Annotated in this window: 22 protein-coding genes and 1 tRNA gene; 19 read left to right on the forward strand and 4 right to left on the reverse strand. The window is 42.0% G+C overall.

Annotated features, from left to right (window positions below):
• Window position 1 precedes the first annotated feature (1 nt).
• Together ftsY and LCU_RS01340 are read left to right on the forward strand one after the other, a co-directional pair.
• On the forward strand, window positions 2-1378 hold the full coding sequence (gene ftsY, locus LCU_RS01335; RefSeq protein ID WP_128486076.1) for a signal recognition particle-docking protein FtsY: 1377 nt from the start codon (window positions 2-4) through the stop codon (window positions 1376-1378).
• Between the two features lie 61 nt (window positions 1379-1439).
• Complete coding sequence (locus tag LCU_RS01340; RefSeq protein ID WP_056965915.1) at window positions 1440-2579, forward strand: glycerate kinase; 1140 nt, start codon at window positions 1440-1442, stop codon at window positions 2577-2579.
• A gap of 40 nt (window positions 2580-2619) precedes the next feature.
• Here the strand turns inward: LCU_RS01340 and LCU_RS01345 are convergent, their stop codons facing one another.
• Window positions 2620-2934, reverse strand: a complete 315-nt coding sequence (locus tag LCU_RS01345; RefSeq protein WP_054644078.1) for a hypothetical protein — start codon at window positions 2932-2934, stop codon at window positions 2620-2622.
• Window positions 2935-3130: 196 nt separating this feature from the next.
• Here LCU_RS01345 and LCU_RS01350 point away from each other — a divergent pair, with 196 nt between their 5' ends.
• The 8 genes from LCU_RS01350 (at window position 3131) to LCU_RS01385 (ending at window position 7610) form a co-directional block, all read left to right on the forward strand.
• Window positions 3131-3472: a putative DNA-binding protein gene (locus tag LCU_RS01350; protein ID WP_004265612.1), complete on the forward strand. Its 342-nt coding sequence runs from the start codon at window positions 3131-3133 to the stop codon at window positions 3470-3472.
• Between the two features lie 23 nt (window positions 3473-3495).
• Window positions 3496-4932 carry a signal recognition particle protein gene (gene ffh / locus LCU_RS01355; protein ID WP_004265554.1) on the forward strand — a complete coding sequence of 479 codons (1437 nt, stop codon included), beginning with the start codon at window positions 3496-3498 and terminating at the stop codon, window positions 4930-4932.
• Between the two features lie 92 nt (window positions 4933-5024).
• Window positions 5025-5300, forward strand: coding sequence for a 30S ribosomal protein S16 (gene rpsP / locus LCU_RS01360; RefSeq protein ID WP_011374423.1), 276 nt, complete (start codon window positions 5025-5027; stop codon window positions 5298-5300).
• 9 nt (window positions 5301-5309) lie between these two features.
• On the forward strand, window positions 5310-5552 hold the full coding sequence (locus LCU_RS01365) for a KH domain-containing protein (RefSeq protein ID WP_004265493.1): 243 nt from the start codon (window positions 5310-5312) through the stop codon (window positions 5550-5552).
• 66 nt (window positions 5553-5618) lie between these two features.
• Window positions 5619-6149 (forward strand): ribosome maturation factor RimM, encoded by a 531-nt coding sequence (gene rimM / locus LCU_RS01370; protein ID WP_039099306.1) that lies wholly within the window; start codon window positions 5619-5621, stop codon window positions 6147-6149.
• Window positions 6139-6879, forward strand: a complete 741-nt coding sequence (gene trmD, locus LCU_RS01375) for a tRNA (guanosine(37)-N1)-methyltransferase TrmD (protein WP_039099307.1) — start codon at window positions 6139-6141, stop codon at window positions 6877-6879. The genes rimM and trmD overlap by 11 nt, the downstream gene beginning before the upstream one ends.
• A gap of 120 nt (window positions 6880-6999) precedes the next feature.
• Window positions 7000-7347: a 50S ribosomal protein L19 gene (gene rplS, locus LCU_RS01380; protein WP_004265472.1), complete on the forward strand. Its 348-nt coding sequence runs from the start codon at window positions 7000-7002 to the stop codon at window positions 7345-7347.
• A 74-nt stretch (window positions 7348-7421) separates the two neighbouring features.
• Window positions 7422-7610 carry a hypothetical protein gene (locus LCU_RS01385; RefSeq protein ID WP_004265465.1) on the forward strand — a complete coding sequence of 63 codons (189 nt, stop codon included), beginning with the start codon at window positions 7422-7424 and terminating at the stop codon, window positions 7608-7610.
• Here LCU_RS01385 and LCU_RS01390 read toward each other — a convergent pair.
• Both LCU_RS01390 and LCU_RS01395 read right to left on the reverse strand, forming a co-directional pair.
• Window positions 7607-8020, reverse strand: coding sequence for a hypothetical protein (locus tag LCU_RS01390; protein WP_054644079.1), 414 nt, complete (start codon window positions 8018-8020; stop codon window positions 7607-7609). The genes LCU_RS01385 and LCU_RS01390 overlap by 4 nt on opposite strands.
• 86 nt (window positions 8021-8106) lie before the next feature.
• Complete coding sequence (locus tag LCU_RS01395; RefSeq protein ID WP_039099308.1) at window positions 8107-8466, reverse strand: hypothetical protein; 360 nt, start codon at window positions 8464-8466, stop codon at window positions 8107-8109.
• A gap of 163 nt (window positions 8467-8629) precedes the next feature.
• Between LCU_RS01395 and LCU_RS01400 the strand changes: the two genes are divergently transcribed.
• From LCU_RS01400 to LCU_RS01410, 3 genes are all read left to right on the forward strand, one after another.
• Window positions 8630-9064 (forward strand): VOC family protein, encoded by a 435-nt coding sequence (locus LCU_RS01400; RefSeq protein WP_054644080.1) that lies wholly within the window; start codon window positions 8630-8632, stop codon window positions 9062-9064.
• 77 nt (window positions 9065-9141) lie between these two features.
• Window positions 9142-9229: transfer RNA gene (locus LCU_RS01405), tRNA-Ser, on the forward strand.
• Between the two features lie 138 nt (window positions 9230-9367).
• Window positions 9368-9613, forward strand: a complete 246-nt coding sequence (locus LCU_RS01410) for a hypothetical protein (RefSeq protein ID WP_004271157.1) — start codon at window positions 9368-9370, stop codon at window positions 9611-9613.
• A gap of 58 nt (window positions 9614-9671) precedes the next feature.
• Here LCU_RS01410 and ybaK read toward each other — a convergent pair whose 3' ends face one another.
• Entirely contained in the window at window positions 9672-10178 is a 507-nt protein-coding gene (gene ybaK, locus LCU_RS01415; RefSeq protein ID WP_039099310.1) for a Cys-tRNA(Pro) deacylase, read from the reverse strand.
• Between the two features lie 113 nt (window positions 10179-10291).
• Here ybaK and LCU_RS09865 point away from each other — a divergent pair, with 113 nt between their 5' ends.
• From LCU_RS09865 to LCU_RS01440, 6 genes are all read left to right on the forward strand, one after another.
• Complete coding sequence (locus LCU_RS09865) at window positions 10292-10465, forward strand: hypothetical protein (protein ID WP_004271151.1); 174 nt, start codon at window positions 10292-10294, stop codon at window positions 10463-10465.
• 61 nt (window positions 10466-10526) lie between these two features.
• Window positions 10527-10916 (forward strand): hypothetical protein, encoded by a 390-nt coding sequence (locus LCU_RS01420; RefSeq protein WP_035186983.1) that lies wholly within the window; start codon window positions 10527-10529, stop codon window positions 10914-10916.
• 150 nt (window positions 10917-11066) lie between these two features.
• A complete protein-coding gene (locus tag LCU_RS01425; RefSeq protein WP_235805384.1) occupies window positions 11067-11561 on the forward strand; it encodes a DUF3013 family protein in 495 nt (164 codons plus the stop codon).
• Between the two features lie 30 nt (window positions 11562-11591).
• Window positions 11592-12539, forward strand: a complete 948-nt coding sequence (prmA, locus tag LCU_RS01430; RefSeq protein ID WP_004271158.1) for a 50S ribosomal protein L11 methyltransferase — start codon at window positions 11592-11594, stop codon at window positions 12537-12539.
• A 12-nt stretch (window positions 12540-12551) separates the two neighbouring features.
• Window positions 12552-13307: a 16S rRNA (uracil(1498)-N(3))-methyltransferase gene (locus LCU_RS01435; RefSeq protein WP_004271153.1), complete on the forward strand. Its 756-nt coding sequence runs from the start codon at window positions 12552-12554 to the stop codon at window positions 13305-13307.
• Window positions 13308-13343: 36 nt separating this feature from the next.
• Window positions 13344-13685 (forward strand): hypothetical protein, encoded by a 342-nt coding sequence (locus LCU_RS01440; protein ID WP_004271163.1) that lies wholly within the window; start codon window positions 13344-13346, stop codon window positions 13683-13685.
• The last annotated feature ends 60 nt before the right edge of the window (window positions 13686-13745 follow it).

Here is a 13745-nt window from a genome sequence, read left to right on the forward strand (position 1 = left end):
CATGGGATTATTTGATCGTATTAAAAAAGCATTCTCAGCCGAACCAGAAAAAGAAACACCGGTTGAACAAGACCAAGCGACACCGGAAACACCGGTTGAATCGCAAGCCCCTGCAGAAACTGCGGCGGCTGAGAAAACTGAAACCGATGAACCAGCCAGTTTAGCAACTGAAGATGATTCAGAAACGGTATCACCGCTTGACACACCAACGGCGGCACCCGTAAACTCAGAACCAGAACCAGAACCAGAACCAGAACCAGAACCAGAACCAGAACCAGAACCAGAACCAGAACCAGAACCAGAACCAGTTGAAGCGTCGGCAGTAACTGAAGAATCCGATGCGATTGAAGAAGTGCCGGAAACAGAAGCAGTAACTGGCGACATGCAAGCTGCTGAAACGAAGAAGTATGATGATGGATTAGAAAAATCCCGGCTCACATTTGGGCAACGCTTAAATGCGTTGTTCGCTAACTTTAGAAGTGTTGATGAAGCCTTTTTCGATGATGTTGAAGAAATGTTAATTGAAGCCGATGTTGGCTACGAAACAGCGATGAAGATTGCTGACGAATTACGTGACGAAGTGAAGTTGCGTAACGTTAAGAAACCAGAAGCGGTTTCACAAGCGATTGTTGAAAAGCTAGTTGATTTGTACGGTCAAGAAGGCCAAGCAGAAGATAATCAATTGCATTTCGCTCCACAAGGCGAATTAACTGTCTTCTTATTCGTTGGTGTCAATGGTGCAGGGAAAACAACCTCAATCGGGAAGTTTGCCCACCAATTAGAAAAAGCGGGTAAGAAGGTCTTATTAGCGGCTGGTGATACCTTTAGAGCGGGCGCCATCGAACAATTACAAGAATGGGGTCGCCGGGATAATGTCCCCGTGGTTGCTAGTGCAGCAGGGAGTGATCCAGCGTCAGTTGTCTATGACGCGGTTAAGCGCGCTAAAGAAGAACAATTCGATATTTTATTAGTTGATACGGCCGGTCGTTTGCAAAACAACGTCAACTTGATGAAGGAATTGGAAAAAGTGAAACGCATCATCACGCGTGAAGTACCAGCTGCACCGCAAGAAGTATTGTTGGTCTTAGATGCAACAACCGGACAAAATGCTTTAGTCCAAGCTAAACAATTCAAGCAAACGACCGATGTGACTGGGATTATCTTAACCAAGCTAGATGGTTCGGCCAAGGGTGGGATTGTGTTAGCCGTTCGCACAGAATTACACTTACCAGTGAAGATGGTTGGTCTAGGTGAACAAATGAACGACTTACAACTCTTTGATCCAAACCGCTTTGTTTATGGCTTATTCAAGGATATTATTGTCGGTGATGGGCCACAAAAAACAACTGATACAGACGTCAGTCAAGCGATTAAATAGCAAAAAGGCTAGGACAAATAATTTGTTCTAGCCTTTTTTTAGAAGAAAGAGAGATTAACAGATGAAAATTGTGTTAGCACCAGATTCATTTAAAAATGCTGTTACCGCAAAAGAAGCGGCTCGTGCAATGCGGAAAGGATTCGAAAAAAGCCTACCAAGCGCGTCCTATGTCGAAGTGCCAATGGCAGATGGCGGCGAAGGGACTGTCCAAGCGCTTGTCGATGCGACCAATGGCCGGTTCTTAACCGCACAAGTGCAAAATCCATTGGACCAAACGGTATCAGCACAATATGGCATCTTGGGTGATGGCAAAACGGCGGTGATCGAGATGGCAGCTGCTAGCGGGATTCAGTATGTTGATGCGCAAACGCAAAATCCGTTGATAACAACGACTTATGGCACCGGTCAGTTAATGGCAGCCGCACTAGCACAAGGTGTGCAAACAATTGTGATTGGTTTGGGCGGCAGTGCGACCAATGATGGCGGTGCTGGAATGGCACAAGCACTTGGGGTGCGTTTGTTAGATGTTGACGGACAGGTGTTACCACTGGGCGGTGGGGCGCTTGCGCGTTTAGCACGGATAGATACGACGCATATGATACCGGCACTATCAAGGGTTAAGGTTGTGATTGCATCAGATGTCACAAATCCGCTTTTCGGCCCGAATGGCGCATCAGCCGTGTTTGGTCCACAAAAAGGAGCAACCCCAGCAATGGTCGCGCAACTTGATCGGAATTTAACGCACTTTGCTGCGGTGATTGAACGTGATTTAGGGAAATCTGTTGCGCAAATACCAGGTGCGGGTGCTGCTGGTGGCTTAGGGGCTGGTTTATTGGCGTTTACGGATGCGCAGGTTCAACCTGGTGTTGAGATGGTCGTGGCGCAAACTGGGTTAACTGAGATTGTCCGAGATGCGGATATCGTCGTCACTGGGGAGGGCGGAATCGATTTTCAGACACAATATGGTAAGACGCCAATTGGAGTCGCCAAAGCGGTTAAACAAGTTAATCCACAGGCGACGGTGATTGCGATTGCCGGATATATTGGAGCGGGGATTGATGTGCTTTATGAATTAGGAATTGACAGTATTTTCTGCACAACACCTGGCGCAATGTCATTAGCAAAAGCAATTGAAGCTACTGAAGTTAATTTAACGCAAGTCAGTGAAAATATCGCGCGATTAATCGCTAAACAACATTAGAAAAGAGGACCGACAAACGTGTCGATCCTCTTTTTTAGCATTAAGCTGTTTTGGCTTTTGGTTCGCGTCCCAAAATCACTTGGGCGATAATTAAGACGATATAGGCGATTAAAACGCCACCTAGTAGACTGTTGGTTGCGGTTGCTTTAACCAACCAGTATTCTTGCCAAGCGTGATTGTTGAAGACCCACCAGAATAATAGCCCGAATAATAAGGTTAAGATGTTTAAAATGGCGAAGAACCAAAGATTACCATTTTCCTTGTTCTTTAAATAGACGACTGAGAAGATTAAGTTCCAAATCCCCCAACCGATTAATGCGAATATAACGCCCCAATAGATAATTGTTGCTGCCATCATACAACCTCCATAGAAATTCCAATTTAAGTTATGAAAAAGCTTACAGTTCTATTTTAGCATGATTTTTCGTTTATACCAGTGAAAAGATAATTAATGCACAAACTTTTAGTTAAATCGTGCAATAAAACGTTGACTAAGCCCGTTAAAATCGGTACTCTAATACTTAGGTCAAACTAAGTCTAGGAGGCGTCAAATGGAACTCGCACAAAACGCACGCATGAATTCGTTGTTCGAATTTTATGGCGCACTTTTAACGGCAAAACAACATAGTTATATCTCTTTATATTATGGGGATGATTTTTCCCTCGGTGAAATTGCTGCTGAATACAATGTTAGTCGGCAAGCGGTCTATGACAACATTCGCCGGACTGAAAAAATCTTAGAGGGTTACGAAGAAAAGCTACATCTTTACCGTAATTATGAACAGCAAAATGCCAGTGCAGATACGCTACAAAAGTATATTCAAGCGCACTATCCAGACGATCAAGAACTGATGCGCTTGTTGGCTGACTTACTGAATTTAACCGAACAATAATTAACTTAAAGGACTGATAAAAAATGGCATTTGAAGGGCTAACAGAACGACTACAAGGCGCATTGAGTAAGCTTCGGCGTAAAGGGAAGATTACCGAAACAGACGTCAATCAAGCGATGCGCGAAATTCGGCTGGCATTATTAGAAGCCGACGTTAACTTTAAAGTGGTTAAAGACTTTATTAAAGTCGTCAAGGAACGCGCCATCGGGGCAGAAGTCCTTGATAGCTTATCACCTGCACAACAAATTGTAAAAATCGTTGATGAAGAATTAACGAAGATGATGGGTGAAACGGCTGTGCCGTTGAATAAATCACCACATATTCCAACAATCATTATGATGGTTGGGTTACAAGGGGCCGGGAAAACAACCACGGCCGGGAAATTAGCAAAATATTTAATCCAAAACGAAAAAGCACGGCCATTGATGATTGCCGCCGATGTTTATCGGCCAGCTGCGATTGAACAATTGAAGACCGTCGGCAAGCAAGTTGACGCACAAGTCTTTGAAATGGGGACGGATGTCAACCCAGTTGAAATCGTCCGTCAAGGGTTAGCACAAGCGGCCTTACAAAAGAACGATTACGTCTTAATTGATACGGCTGGTCGTTTACAAATTGACGAAGCCTTGATGCAAGAATTGGCTGATATTAATGAGCTAGCCCATCCAAATGAAATCCTCTTAACGATCGATGCCATGACTGGGCAAGCCGCTGTCGATGTTGCTGAAGGCTTTAACAGTCGTTTAGATGTCACCGGGGTCGTTCTAACCAAGTTAGATGGCGACACACGTGGTGGGGCAGCCCTCTCAATTCGTGCAGTCACCGGCAAACCAATTAAGTTCACTGGTCAAGGTGAAAAACTTGATCAACTCGACATTTTCTATCCAGATCGGATGAGTAGCCGAATCCTTGGGATGGGTGACATGTTGAGCTTGATTGAAAAAGCGCAACAAGATTATGACGAGCAAAAAGCAGCTGATATGGCTGAAAAGATCAAAGAAAATAGCTTTGATTTTAACGATTTCTTGGATCAGATGGATCAATTGCAGAGCATGGGACCTTTGGAAGATATCATGAAGATGATTCCAGGGATGGCCAATAACCCACAACTCAAGAACATCAAGATGGATCCGAAAGACATGGCGCATATGAAGGCCATCGTTCAATCAATGACGCCACAAGAACGGGAAAATCCTGACTTATTGAATCCTAGTCGCCGTCGTCGTTTAGCGGCTGGTGCTGGTCGCCCAATCGTTGAAGTTAACCGGATGATCAAACAATTCAATCAATCGAAAAAGATGATGAACCAAATGTCAAAGGGCAACTTTAACGGCATGGAAGGTTTAATGGGCAACGGTATCAAGGGTAAAATGGGTAAGATGGCCATGAATTCAATGATGAAAAAACAAAAGAAAAACAAGAAGAAACGTCTCAAGAACGCGCGTCGTTTTAAATCTTAAAAAAATTTGTCCTGTAAAGAAAAAACACTTTACACGGCGTTTGAAATTTGGTATATTATGACATGTTAAAGAATTAATAGGAGGTGGCATTAATGTCAGTTAAAATTCGTATGAAACGTATGGGTTCAAAGAAACGCCCATTCTACCGTATCGTTGTTGCAGATTCACGTTCACCACGTGATGGTCGCTTTATCCAACAAGTAGGTTACTACAATCCATTAACAGAACCAGTTGACTTGAAGTTAGAAGAAGAAGTTATCATGGATTGGTTACAAAAAGGCGCACAACCTTCTGATACTGTTCGTAATCTTTTATCAAAACAAGGGATTATGCAAAAATATCACGAAGCACGCTTCGCTAAAAAGTAGGGATTCGTTATGACAGACGTGAAGGAACTAATTATTGCAATTGTTCAGCCACTTGTCGAACATCCGGAAGACGTCAAATTGACTGAACATGAGACAGAACGTTTTATGGAATTTGACTTACAGGTTAATCCAAGTGATATCGGTCGCGTCATTGGCAAGCAGGGACGGGTTGCACAGTCCATCCGTACCATTGTCTATAGTGTGAAAGCACCATACCAAAAACGGGTCCGTTTAAATATTGTAGATGCCTAACAAAAACGTTTAAATGAAGCAGAGATGTTTTATTTAGGCGTTTTTTGTCGATTAAGGAGAAATTAAATGCCAGAAAAATACTATCAAGTTGGTAAAATTGTCAATACCCACGGCATCCGTGGTGAAGTGCGGGTCATTGCGACGACTGACTTTACGGATTCACGATTTAAAAAAGGCGTGCAACTGGCCGTCGAAATGCCCAATGGCCTTGTTGATGTTAAAGTGGCGGCAATGCGCCAACACAAGCAATTCTATCTATTACAGTTCGAAGGAATGGGCAATATCAACGATGTTGAACAGTTCAAGGGCCATAATTTAAAGATTGCTGCAAGTCAACGCGAAGATGATCTGGAAGATGATGAGTTTTACTACGGTGATATTATCGGCTTAGAAGTGGTTGAAGAAGCCGATGGGACCAGCTATGGGAAAGTCTCAGAAATCATCGATCCAGGTCCCAACGATGTCTGGGTGATCAAGCGCCGCGGCCGTTCAGACTTACTCTTACCATTTTTGAAGTCAGTCGTTAAGAAAATTGATATTGAAGCGGGTAAAGCCTACGTTGAAGTACCAGAAGGATTGATTGATAATGAAGATTGATGTCTTAAGTTTATTTCCAGATATGGTTCAAAATGGGTTATCCCAATCAATTATCGGTAAGGCAATTGATCGTGACTTAATTGATTTAGAAGTGACGGATTTCCGTGATTTTTCAGTCAATAAACACAATTCGGTTGATGATGCGCCGTATGGTGGAGGTGCGGGGATGTTGCTCCGACCACAACCGATTTTTGAGGCGATGGATCAAGTGAATGCCAAGAATCCGGGGCACAAACGGGTTATTTTGCTCGATCCAGCTGGGGTAACGTTTAACCAAAAAGTTGCCGAAGAATTTGCTCAAGAAGACCACTTGGTTTTTATCTGTGGGCATTACGAGGGCTATGATGAACGGATTCGCACGCTAGTCACTGATGAAGTCTCATTGGGCGATTTCGTCGTCACTGGAGGCGAATTGGGCGCAATGGTGATGATTGATGCCATTTCGCGGCTTGTACCTGGCGTCTTGGGGAATGAACAATCAGCGGTTACGGATTCTTTTTCGACCGGCTTATTGGAACATCCACAATATACGCGACCACCAGAATACCGCGGTTTAAAGGTACCTGAAGTCTTGATGAACGGAAATCATAAGCTCATTAACGAGTGGCGCGAGAAGATGTCCTTGAAACGGACATATGAACGGCGTCCAGATTTACTAGAGAAGATGACGTTGACCAAGGATCAGTTGCACTGGTTACAAGAAATTAAGCAAGAAGCGGCTGAAAAATAAGGCTTTTATTCTCAGTTGAATTATGCTAAAATTAAAAATTGTGATGATTAGTCATAAAACAACGGTATTCCGCTGGCGCAAGACGTTAATGAATATCTGTGGAAAAAGGAGAGATTCAAAATGAATCCATTAATTCAAGAAATTACTAAGTCTCAATTACGTTCAGATATTCCTGACTTCCGTCCTGGGGACAACGTACGTGTTCACGTGCGTGTTGTCGAAGGTACTCGCGAACGTATCCAATTATTCGAAGGTGTTGTTATCAAACGTCATGGTGTTGGCGTGAGTGAAACTTACACAGTTCGTAAAATTAGTAGCGGTGTGGGTGTGGAAAGAACTTTCCCATTACACTCACCACGTGTTGCTCAAATCGAAGTTACTCGTCATGGCCGTGTACGTCGTGCTAAGTTATACTACTTACGCGCATTACGTGGTAAGGCAGCTCGTATCAAAGAAGCTCGTCGTTAAGATGACATTAAAAAAGGCCGACTCATTACGAGTTGGTCTTTCTTTATGTGGATTACAAAGTTAGGTGATGACAGATGAATCAATGGATCTACGTTGTTTTATATCAAGCAAACCCACTTTATTATGATAAAAGTAAAATGATCCGGGCATTTAGTTCGGAACAACGGGCCCAAGAATATGTGGCGTTGCTCAATGAAACGCCATATGCGAATCAATCACTAAAAGAGGGCCATTATACTTATCAAAAGTTGAACTTAAACTAATCTAATAAATGCCACTTATAAGGCGCAATCTGATGCTTCTGCGGAGTATGGGATTGTGCCTTTTGGGGTTGCGGCACTTTCTTGAGGGTCATTAGGAGTGCAAGTAGTGGTTCTAATAATAGAATAAAGACGGTAAATCCAAGAAATCCAGCTACGGCGTAGAATGCTTCAGGCGCAAGTGTGAGTTGATTAAAGAACCGTTCGCAGCGGTGGTTGAAGGCGTTTAATTTCTGTTCACTGCCATCACGATCGACTGCGTGATGGACCTTTGGATGCCGACAAACTTCAAAGCGGATTGGATTTCTTTGATGATTGCTAGAAAAACGCATGCCTTTATCGAAAAAGTAAGGGCTTACAAAAGGCAGTAAACAAAGTACCAATAAAGATAGAATCGCAGTTAATCGTTTCATTACTAGAACCTCTTTTGTTTTAATTTCAAACTAATTATACCATAAATTAAGTGGGTTGGCGCATAAAAATAGCCCTCCGACGAGGACTAAGCAGGTGTTCGATAATGGAAATGATAGACTTTAAATGAAATGATCAAGCTAACCACCAACAAGAAAAGGGCAACTAGTAATAGATTAGGGACTAAAATTAAGATGATGTAAGCGACGATTGCACATAAGTATGCCAGTAAAATCAAATTCTGATCGAGTGATAATAAATAAGCAACAATATGCAAAATAATAGCAATAATGCACAACCACCATACTTTCGCCATGGCATCCATATAAGTGGGGATGAATTTCGTAACGTGGGGGTTAACCACTAGAATGATCAAAGATTGTAAAACCGTTACAACTAAGAAAATTAAGTTGAATAAAAACGGTAGTTTGCGATAAGAAATCTTCATATTAATAAACCTCTATCATTTAAGATTCTTTAAGTATAACGAATTTTTTTATAAAAAGAAATATGATTCAATAAATTTAATAATTGGCCAATTAACAGGGAGAATTGCGTTATTAGCTTCGGATTGATACAATCAGGTTAATTTAAAACGAGTAGGTGATTTGATGAATAGTATCCATTTAATTTGTTTAGGTGTTCAGGATTTAACCGTGTCACGGCAGTTTTACCAAGCACTCGGCTTTCAAGCGCCGAATTTAGAAAATGCTGAGACAATCGTCTTTTTCAATAATACTGGGACCAAGTTAGAATTGTTTCCGTACACTGCACTATTAGCCGATATTGGCTTATCCGCAGATAATCATCCATTTCCAAAGACGTTCAACGGCGTGACCCATGCCTTTAATACGCATAGTCAAGCGGAAGTCGATGCAACATTTAAAACAGCTCTCGCTAACGGGGCCACGCTCATCAAAGCGCCAGAATGGGGCGAGTGGGGTGGCTATAGTGGTTATTTCAGTGATCCCGATGGTTACTATTGGGAAGTCGCTTACTCAAAGGACTGGCAATTTGATCAAGATGGGATGGTGGTGATCGAATAGAATGTGGGCGCACGTAGGTTTTTTTGCGTTTTACGCTGTTCAGTTCTTTAGAAGTCTGTTATAATGAATAACGTTCTGGAGAGTTGGCAGAGTGGTAATGCAACGGACTCGAAATCCGTCGAACCGGCTTATACCGGCGCGCAGGTTCAAATCCTGTACTCTCCTTACTATAATGGAAAAAGCAAAACAGTTATTGTTTTGCTTTTTTTTTGGTATTTTTTAACAGTTTCCCCTTATTATAGGATAAGTTACTTAGTTTTATTTGTTGAAATATGATATTATTAACCTTAAGGGGATGAGTTAATGACAGATAAACATTATTACGGCAACTACGAAGTGGTTGAAGAACGGGAATCGCAAAAATATGTTGCAACGATTAAAATACATAATATGGTTAAAAAAGTCGTGATGCAAGATGATGCTCTGCAAATGCTCGCACAAAATGATGTTTTACCCGAAACGGTGGTTCATAATATTATTAAAGAACCAAATTTGCTGAAGGAACAAGTCATCATTTCTGGTGCTAATTTGGCCCAATACTTAGATTAAACTCAAAAATAAGAGGGGCTAGAACAAGTGAATTGTTCTAGCCCCTCTTATCATATTTTTAGGCTTCACTGATGTCAGCAAAGGTGGCTTCAGTGACCCGCTGTAAGTCTTGCGGATTAATCTGAATTGAGCGGCCAATTTTACCGGATGAGACATAGATGAATGGTTCCTTTTCAGCCTGTTGGTCAATGTAAATCGGATAGTGGGATTGTTCCCAGATTCCAACGGGCGTGTTAGCGCCATGTTCGTAGCCAGTAGTGGCCACGAGCTCCCTTAATGGGACCATCGCAATTTTTTTGTTGCCAGAAATTTGGCTTAATTTTTTTTCGTCTAAATGACAATCAATCGGGACGACACCGACGATTGGGCCGGTACTCTTACCAGAGAGCACCAATGTTTTATAAATAAGATGTTCATCGATATCGAGATGATCGACCTTCATTTGGGCAACGTTGTGGACTTCCTCTGTTGGGAATTCAAGTTGGGTGTAGGCCACTTTTTGTTTATCTAGAATTTTTTCAACTAATGTTTTGGATAATGCGTTTTGCTTTTTCTTCTTTCCCATAATAGACTCCTTTAATGAATAGTGTTAGTTTACGGCAATTTGGTTTAAAAGTAAATTTAAGACTGCAATGATAACGTTTCGTTGTATAATAAAATTACATAAGGAGTGATGATATGTTGTGGTTTAAAAAACAAACAGAAAAGGACTTACAGTCCCACGATTTTACCCAGTTGGTGAAGCATGCGCGTAACGATGAAATGCATTACCAAAAGATTCAAGCGACATTTGCTGGCTTGAAAAAGGCATATCACCAACCAAAATCGAATCAATTACCAAAAAAAGACTAAGTTCGCGTTGTTGGTGACAGTATGGCATACTATATGTAATAAATAACGGGTGGGTGACACGATGAAACGACAAACTTGGCATTTCCTCTTTTATAAATCAGCCTTCACAAAAGAACAGATTGACCAGTTATTGGCTTATTTAAAACAACAACAAAATTTTGGTGGGTTTCCGATTGTTGAATTAATTGGTGATGGCGATAGTAGTGATATTCGGTTTGTCACGATGGTTTTTGATCCGTTGGCCCCGATTGAAGCCCATCTACAATCAGAAATGGCTAAGTTTATGTTGATGCATGCCATTCGCCCAGATGGCAACACGCCAGAAGCTGATATGCGGCTATATGGTCGTGTGATGGCAGAATCTGATGCAGCACTCGGAATTGAGTTCCAACGTTATGACGATCAGAGTATGGACGTTATTTATTGGGGTCAGAACCAAGCAGCACATTAAGTAGAATTACGATTGAAAGTCTGGGACATTTTGTTCTGGGCTTTTTTGAATGATTGCTTTAGATTCAAGTCATAATCAGGTATGATGTTAATACGTTCAACTTTAAAATTGACTTAAATAACGACTAATTAAAAGGATATGGTGAATATAATGGCTGAAATGGATATGTTAGCATTTTTCGATGCAGAATTAGATGATTTACAATTTAGTGGGGATATGAATATCAACTGGGACAAACAAGCTCGGGCGATTGAATTGGAATTCACATTAAACGTGACTAAGGAACAAGCAATTGCCGTTGAAGATCAAAATGGTGAATTGAACGAATCGGATGAAATCAGTTATGAAGATGCGATTTTATTCTTCGATGAAAGTAAGATGGACAGCTTTGAATATGCAGACAATTATTTAGCAGTGATTCCATTTGCTGGTCGCAAGGGGTTAAACGCACAAGTCGGTCGGGGCTTTTTCAACTATTTACAAGACTTATTAGATGAAGGCGAAGATCAATTAGCCGCTTTTGTGAATGATGAATCAGACGAAGAAACCTTTATCTTAAACTGGGATGACACTGTTTTCCAAGCAACTGTCGCTCAAGCAGATGATCAATTAGCGAAAAAATACTACGCTTACCCTAAATACTAAGCAACCCGCATTAAGAAGGAGACATGCTACATGGAATGGACAAAAGTAACGGTCGCTACTGTTAACGAAGCAGTGGAAGCAATCGCCAATATTTTAACGGAAAATGGTGCGGAAGGAATCCAAATCGAAGACGCAGCCGATTATGAACATTTAAAGGCAAAGCCAGATCAAATTATTGATCTAGACAGTATTCCCCACCTTGAAACGGGTGCTGCAGTGAGTGCCTTTTTCCCAGAAACAGTTTTTGTGCCGGAAAAATTACCGTTGATTGAACAACGCGTTGCCCAATTGACTGACTTTGGGTTAGCGATTGGTTCTGGTAAGGTGACATTGGCACAAGTCGCCGATGATGATTGGGCGACAGCTTGGAAGAAATATTATCAACCAACGCGGCTAACTCGCTTTTTAACGGTTGTGCCAAGTTGGACCGACTATCAACCGACTGATGAACGCGAAGCACTGATTCGGATGGATCCGGGGATGGCTTTTGGAACAGGAACGCATCCAACAACCCATCTATCCGTACAAATGTTAGAAATGGTTTTACGCGGCGGTGAATCTTTAATTGACGTCGGGACTGGTTCTGGGGTTTTGAGTATTGCGGCTGCGCATTTAGGAGTCAATGATATTCGCGCCTATGATGTGGATCAAGTTGCGGTTGATGCCGCTAAGGAAAATTTTGCCCTCAACCCAGTGACCGCTGGCATTGATGCCCATCCCAACGATTTGTTGAACGGGATTACAACGAAAGCGGATGTGATTGTGGCCAATATTTTAGCAGAGATTATCGTGCCCTTGATTCCCCAAGCCAAGGCTTTATTGAATGACAATGGACACCTATTACTGGCCGGCATTATTGCAGATAAAGAAGCACTTGTCCGTGAAACGTTAGCGGCGAATGATTTTGTTGTTCAAGAAGCCCTTCATATGGGTGACTGGGTGGCATTGATTACACGCCAAAAGACGGACGACGATTAAGAGGAGTATGGCATGCAACGTTATTTTATTGATGAAGCAATTCAAGTAGAACAACAAGTGACCTTAACGGGTGAAACTGCACATCATATGCTAAAAGTGATGCGGATGCAGCCTGGTCATCGTGTTGAATTGGTAACGCCGGATGAACAAGCATTCATCGGTGAATTAACTGAACTGGATGCAACTGACAAAACAGTCACCGTTACGGTGCAATCGCCAATTACAAAATCAGTTGAATTACCGATTGAGACGACGATTGTATGCGGCTTGTCAAAGGGTGACAAAACAGACTGGATTGTTCAAAAAGGCACGCAGTTGGGTGCACACCGGTTTATTTTCTGTAATAGCCAATTCTCAGTCGCACGCTGGGATGATAAAAAACAAGCTAAGAAAGTTGCGCGGCTTCAAAAAATTGCGCAAGAAGCAGCCGAACAAGCTCACCGGACGCATGTACCAACTATTGAATGGCGCAACAGTTTAACGGCGGTCGCACAAGAATCAGCGACGATTAAATTAGTGGCTTACGAAGAGTCAGCTAAAGACGGTGAGCATGCCCAATTAGTTCAGAGCTTACAAACAGCCCAACCTGGGGATCGATTACTTTGTGTTTTTGGTCCAGAAGGCGGCGTTGCGCCCAAGGAAATTGAGATGCTTGCGGCGGCTGGCTTTAAGATGGCTGGTTTAGGACCACGGATTTTACGGGCCGAGACCGCGCCGTTATATCTGTTAAGTGCGATTTCGTATGTGACAGAATTGGCTACTTTATAGTATGATAGATGTAATCTTTTTACAGAGGGGCACAACATGACTAAATTTATGAATAATCGTTATTTAAAAATGGATTGGGTACGCTATTTATTAGTGGCCATTCTCTTGGCGGTCGTTTTACCGCTAGTGTTTGGTGTCTTGCACATCGATAAAACGTGGCGGATTGGACTGCTATTCATGGCTGTCAATGGTTGCGCAGCCTTTATGATTGGGTATCGTGTTCAAAAGACCCATGCAGCTTGGTATCACATTTTGTACCTGCCGATTTTATTTGGATTGATGGTGGTTGTGCGCTACGCAGATTATAACTATTGGTTCGTTCCTATTTATTGTTTATTAAGTTACTTAGGAATTAATACTGCGTATGAACGCCGTTAAGCAAACTGACTCGACAGTTAATTAGTTGAGTCAGTTTTGTTGTATTCAGTACATTTTTAA

Source organism: Latilactobacillus curvatus JCM 1096 = DSM 20019, from assembly GCF_004101845.1.
In the GTDB taxonomy this organism is placed as follows: Bacteria; Bacillota; Bacilli; order Lactobacillales; family Lactobacillaceae; genus Latilactobacillus; species Latilactobacillus curvatus.

Bases quoted from the DNA above. Each gene is read 5' to 3' on its own strand.
- ffh (WP_004265554.1), top strand. From the start codon at position 3,496: ATGGCATTTGAAGGGCTAACAGAACGACTACAAGGCGCATTGAGTAAG.
- LCU_RS01350 (WP_004265612.1), top strand. From the start codon at position 3,131: ATGGAACTCGCACAAAACGCACGCATGAATTCGTTGTTCGAATTTTAT.
- LCU_RS01395 (WP_039099308.1), bottom strand. From the start codon at position 8,466: ATGAAGATTTCTTATCGCAAACTACCGTTTTTATTCAACTTAATTTTC.
- LCU_RS01425 (WP_235805384.1), top strand. From the start codon at position 11,067: ATGGCTGAAATGGATATGTTAGCATTTTTCGATGCAGAATTAGATGAT.
- LCU_RS01365 (WP_004265493.1), top strand. From the start codon at position 5,310: ATGACAGACGTGAAGGAACTAATTATTGCAATTGTTCAGCCACTTGTC.
- LCU_RS01400 (WP_054644080.1), top strand. From the start codon at position 8,630: ATGAATAGTATCCATTTAATTTGTTTAGGTGTTCAGGATTTAACCGTG.
- LCU_RS01420 (WP_035186983.1), top strand. From the start codon at position 10,527: ATGAAACGACAAACTTGGCATTTCCTCTTTTATAAATCAGCCTTCACA.
- ftsY (WP_128486076.1), top strand. From the start codon at position 2: ATGGGATTATTTGATCGTATTAAAAAAGCATTCTCAGCCGAACCAGAA.
- LCU_RS09865 (WP_004271151.1), top strand. From the start codon at position 10,292: ATGTTGTGGTTTAAAAAACAAACAGAAAAGGACTTACAGTCCCACGAT.
- LCU_RS01340 (WP_056965915.1), top strand. From the start codon at position 1,440: ATGAAAATTGTGTTAGCACCAGATTCATTTAAAAATGCTGTTACCGCA.
- LCU_RS01390 (WP_054644079.1), bottom strand. From the start codon at position 8,020: ATGAAACGATTAACTGCGATTCTATCTTTATTGGTACTTTGTTTACTG.
- trmD (WP_039099307.1), top strand. From the start codon at position 6,139: ATGAAGATTGATGTCTTAAGTTTATTTCCAGATATGGTTCAAAATGGG.
- rimM (WP_039099306.1), top strand. From the start codon at position 5,619: ATGCCAGAAAAATACTATCAAGTTGGTAAAATTGTCAATACCCACGGC.
- LCU_RS01345 (WP_054644078.1), bottom strand. From the start codon at position 2,934: ATGGCAGCAACAATTATCTATTGGGGCGTTATATTCGCATTAATCGGT.
- LCU_RS01385 (WP_004265465.1), top strand. From the start codon at position 7,422: ATGAATCAATGGATCTACGTTGTTTTATATCAAGCAAACCCACTTTAT.
- ybaK (WP_039099310.1), bottom strand. From the start codon at position 10,178: ATGGGAAAGAAGAAAAAGCAAAACGCATTATCCAAAACATTAGTTGAA.
- prmA (WP_004271158.1), top strand. From the start codon at position 11,592: ATGGAATGGACAAAAGTAACGGTCGCTACTGTTAACGAAGCAGTGGAA.
- LCU_RS01410 (WP_004271157.1), top strand. From the start codon at position 9,368: ATGACAGATAAACATTATTACGGCAACTACGAAGTGGTTGAAGAACGG.
- rplS (WP_004265472.1), top strand. From the start codon at position 7,000: ATGAATCCATTAATTCAAGAAATTACTAAGTCTCAATTACGTTCAGAT.
- LCU_RS01440 (WP_004271163.1), top strand. From the start codon at position 13,344: ATGACTAAATTTATGAATAATCGTTATTTAAAAATGGATTGGGTACGC.
- LCU_RS01435 (WP_004271153.1), top strand. From the start codon at position 12,552: ATGCAACGTTATTTTATTGATGAAGCAATTCAAGTAGAACAACAAGTG.
- rpsP (WP_011374423.1), top strand. From the start codon at position 5,025: ATGTCAGTTAAAATTCGTATGAAACGTATGGGTTCAAAGAAACGCCCA.